Annotated in this window: 3 protein-coding genes and 2 pseudogenes; all 5 read right to left on the minus strand. The window is 35.5% G+C overall.

All coding sequences use genetic code 11. The features are described 5' to 3' along the window. Window positions 1–871 (minus strand): group II intron maturase-specific domain-containing protein (locus tag OZD68_RS03370; RefSeq protein WP_275009002.1); only part of this gene is annotated, 871 nt, incomplete at its 3' end. After that, window positions 865–1,233: a reverse transcriptase/maturase family protein gene (locus OZD68_RS03375; protein ID WP_209473350.1), complete on the minus strand. Its 369-nt coding sequence runs from the start codon at window positions 1,231–1,233 to the stop codon at window positions 865–867. The genes OZD68_RS03370 and OZD68_RS03375, both read right to left, overlap by 7 nt. After that, window positions 1,234–1,629 carry a reverse transcriptase N-terminal domain-containing protein gene (locus OZD68_RS03380; RefSeq protein ID WP_264329422.1) on the minus strand — a complete coding sequence of 132 codons (396 nt, stop codon included), beginning with the start codon at window positions 1,627–1,629 and terminating at the stop codon, window positions 1,234–1,236. A 404-nt stretch (window positions 1,630–2,033) separates the two neighbouring features. After that, window positions 2,034–2,405, minus strand: a pseudogene (locus tag OZD68_RS03385) (PD-(D/E)XK nuclease family transposase); the annotation flags it as partial. 7 nt (window positions 2,406–2,412) lie between these two features. After that, a pseudogene (locus OZD68_RS03390) lies at window positions 2,413–2,644 on the minus strand (IS4 family transposase); the annotation flags it as partial. Between the last annotated feature and the right edge of the window lie 62 nt (window positions 2,645–2,706).

Below are 2,706 nucleotides of genomic sequence, written 5' to 3' on the forward strand. Positions count from 1 at the left end.
TATCATCACTTTTAAACCATAGTCTACAATTATCACATTTACTTTGTTGTAACTTCAATAGTTTTATTACTCTTAATGGCTTATCTGGTATTTTTCTCAGACGTTTACCCCAATATACCCAATCACCATCATATGGAGATCTGGTTTTTTGCACTTTGATATGTCGTTTAATATCATGATCGCTGTGTATAATAAGATGTATCTTGTTACTTGTCATAAAACGCCAGTTATCGTTATTATACTTTTTAAAGTATTTTCTTTTTATCCAGCATTTCCCTTTGTTTGGGTGCCTAAAGACTGCCCACTTCCAGAGCTTTCTATGTATAGTATTATCCAATGAGCTAAAGATTTTACATGAAACTACCGAAGAGTAATATTGACTCCATCCTCTGTTTATTGGATTGAGATTCCTTATTATTACTTCCTGTGGCGCCCCACGCATTTCTCTAAGTTTATGTTTAATAGCAAATGTATGCTGCTTTATAGAATTACGACTTGGTTTTATTAATAATGTGTAACCTTTTTTACTTTCTTTTGTTGGATATTGTCTTATTGAAAATCCAAGAAAATCAAATCCTGGTTTTGTTTCGTCAATGGTTCTTAATGTATGAGAAATTCTTGTTTTAGAGGGCTTTAATTTTAGTCCAATGGTTTCTAACCATTCTTCAACTAAAATTTTTGCTTTAAGAATAATCTCTTCGTTTTCATGTATGATGACAAAATCATCACAGTAGAAAATTACACTAATAGACTTTTGCGCGTTTTTATGCGATATCCTACCATATTTTCTTTTCATGCATTGAAAGAGTTCGTTTGTTAATGCTTTTTTGATATGTTGCTCTAATCCGTGTAATGCAACACAAGCTAGCAACGGTGCCTCCTTGAATTGTACCACGTTTTGTGGATTGAAACTTTCCATCTTCCATAACGCCTGCCCTTAACCATCTTCTTATGATTTTCTTTAACGTTGGTGTGGTTTTCAAGCAGTTTATTATGGTTAATATTGTCAAAACATCCAGAAATATCAGCATCTAATACATATGCTGTTTTCTGTTTTAGCACATCAAATATGGCTTCAATTGCATCATGACATGATCTACCAGGTCTAAAACCATAAGTGTTTGGCTCAAGTTTTGCCTCCCATTCTGGTTCTAAAGCCATTTTTACAAGTGTTTGTGATATAGTAGGTATACCAAGCGGGCGATGCTCCGATGGCTTACCAGGTTTTGGGATTCAGACGCGTCTTGATGGCTTTGCTTTTTCTTTTATATCTAAAGAATATGATAGTTGTAATCTTTCTTTTTGATTAAGATTAGCCTTTCCATCAATACCTGCAGTCTTCTTCCCCCTATTGTCCTGTGTTACTTTCCTAACAGCGAGTGTTTTTGCACTTGTTGATTTGAGCAATAATTTTTGAAGATTATGCATCTTTTTGATGTCATTACATTTAGAAGCTTGGTAAATTCGTTTTTGTAGCTTAAATGAAGATTTCTTCAGCTTTCGCCAAGGAATTCCATTCCATTCATACCTAGCTTTTTGCTGGTCCATAACATATTCACTACTATTCACCACTTTACCTTCCAAATTAAAGTGTTTACGTCTGCATATCCCAGATATTACTTTGGGCATTAGCTTCTTCTTCCACATAGCAGCTTGTGGTTGGCTACCTACTTATATTTAATGAATATAAGAGCTTTTATGTGGTTACTCCGTTCCATAGCTTCGTTTCACGTTAAACTTAGATTCCTACTATTTGCCGGAAGCTGGGAACATCAATAACTAAAGTCTTCAATCTTTAGTTCCCCTTTTGCTTCGTACCATTTTGTTCTATGCGTAGTTCAACCTCTTTTCGCATACTATGCTTTGACGACAATTCAAACATAGGTTCCTCTCGTAATCATATCTAACTCTGTTTGCAGGATGAGGTTTAGTGTTACCTGCTTTTATCTCATGCTTGCATCCCAAAGGTTGCCATCCTTTGAAATGTGAGACATACATTATCCCCGATGTCTAGGGAAGATGGAATTTAACCATCACAAAACCACGGCTTTCCGGGTCGCACTGAAGAAAAATAACCAACGATCCACTATGCTTTCTAGCTGTTCTTCCTTATTCTTAGGAAATTTAGGTAGTTCAATAAATACAAATTGAAAATCTTTTAAGTCATGTTCATAGGTAATTTTATCAAAAGTAACGTGATCAGATTTGTAAGCCAGCTTGTTAGGAAATAAGATAAAATCGGCGATAGCAATAAAAATAACTCCTTTAAGATCTTGATCACCTTTGTGAGCTTGACTTGAATAAGCTTTAGCAGCATAGTATTGAGCGCGTTTCTCAAAACCTTTATCACGAGCAAACTGGTCAGGTAAGGAAGCAGTATTACTACTACTCCCTCCCTTAGAAACCTTACTATTACACACAAATATGAGGTTCGTGAGCAAGTCGCCATCCTTCTGCTAAATCAAAGAGACGTTTATATCCTTTCCAAAGAGTAATTGGTCCTGGTTTTGGGTCATTTTTTCTTGCTAAATGGCCTCCAAGTTCATGAAACAGCTTCTTTTATGTTGGGAACTACACTTGGACATGGTTTTCTCTGTATTTTAACGTATAAAACTTTCCATTCTTCTTCAGCTAATAAGGTAGTATAGCACTTCTCGCAATAGTCCGAATAGGATAAGATATGTGCTTATGGCTATGGTAGAGCAG

This window comes from Wolbachia endosymbiont of Drosophila bicornuta (genome assembly GCF_028982105.1).
Lineage (GTDB): Bacteria > Pseudomonadota > Alphaproteobacteria > Rickettsiales > Anaplasmataceae > Wolbachia > Wolbachia pipientis.